The organism is Bradyrhizobium uaiense (assembly GCF_010811875.1).
GTDB lineage: Bacteria > Pseudomonadota > Alphaproteobacteria > Rhizobiales > Xanthobacteraceae > Bradyrhizobium > Bradyrhizobium uaiense.
The window spans coordinates 1-334 of sequence record NZ_VKHP01000634.1; the positions used below are offsets into that span (position 1 = coordinate 1).

1 protein-coding gene is annotated in these 334 nt (G+C 59.9%); it reads right to left on the minus strand.

Features of this window, described 5'->3' with window-relative positions:
* Positions 1-334, minus strand: a 334-nt coding sequence (locus tag FNJ47_RS46850; RefSeq protein ID WP_163163579.1) for an ABC transporter substrate-binding protein, incomplete at both ends; no start/stop codon positions are given.

Below are 334 nucleotides of genomic sequence, written 5' to 3' on the forward strand. Positions count from 1 at the left end.
CGGATCGACAGCCATTGCGACTGCTGCTCGTTGCCGGGATGCGGCACCTCGATCTGTTCCAGGCTGAACTGGTACTTGTCGGCCAGCAGCTTGTAGATCGGGATGGTCTCCTTGCCATAGGGCGAGCCGTGATAGAGCACGACGATCTTCTTGTCCTTCAGCTTGTCGACCCCGCCCTCGCGGCTCGCGATGTAGTTCACGATGCCCGAGGTCTCGCTGTAGGGATTGAGCAGCAGCGGAAAAACGTAGGGGAACACGCGACCGTCGGTCGAATCGGTGCGGCCGTGATTGATGGTGATGAGCGGCACCTTGTCCTTGGTGATGCGGTCGATCA